The sequence below is a fragment of the Lactiplantibacillus sp. B652 genome (assembly GCF_023806745.1).
GTDB lineage: Bacteria > Bacillota > Bacilli > Lactobacillales > Lactobacillaceae > Lactiplantibacillus > Lactiplantibacillus pentosus.
Genome location: NZ_JAMSKY010000089.1, coordinates 1 through 300, shown reverse-complemented (window position 1 = coordinate 300; position 300 = coordinate 1). Strand labels below are relative to the sequence as shown.

Annotated in this window: 1 pseudogene; it reads left to right on the top strand. The window is 48.0% G+C overall.

Annotated elements, in window-relative coordinates:
* A pseudogene (locus MZO40_RS17125) lies at nucleotides 1–300 on the top strand (sodium:proton antiporter); the annotation flags it as partial.

Sequence of the window (300 nt, the reverse complement as noted above, 5' to 3'; positions counted from 1 at the left end):
AACGGATGATGAGGCAGCCAATGAAATAGATAAAATTCGTGTTGAAATGGTGCATCAGGCCATTGATACGGTCCAAAAAATGTACTTGCCAGCGAACGTGAAACAGTCCGTTATGTTTGATTTGATGACGCAAAAGCAGCGGACGCGAACGCGTGATTTTACGCGTGCCTGGTTCGATGTTGTCCGCCATCCTGAATTTACGGGGGCGGAAAAGGAACTGGAAATGCGCGCAGTTATGAACGCCTTAGCACGGGAACGCGACTATTTGGACATGAGTTCGCAGCGCGAAGTTAAGTATCA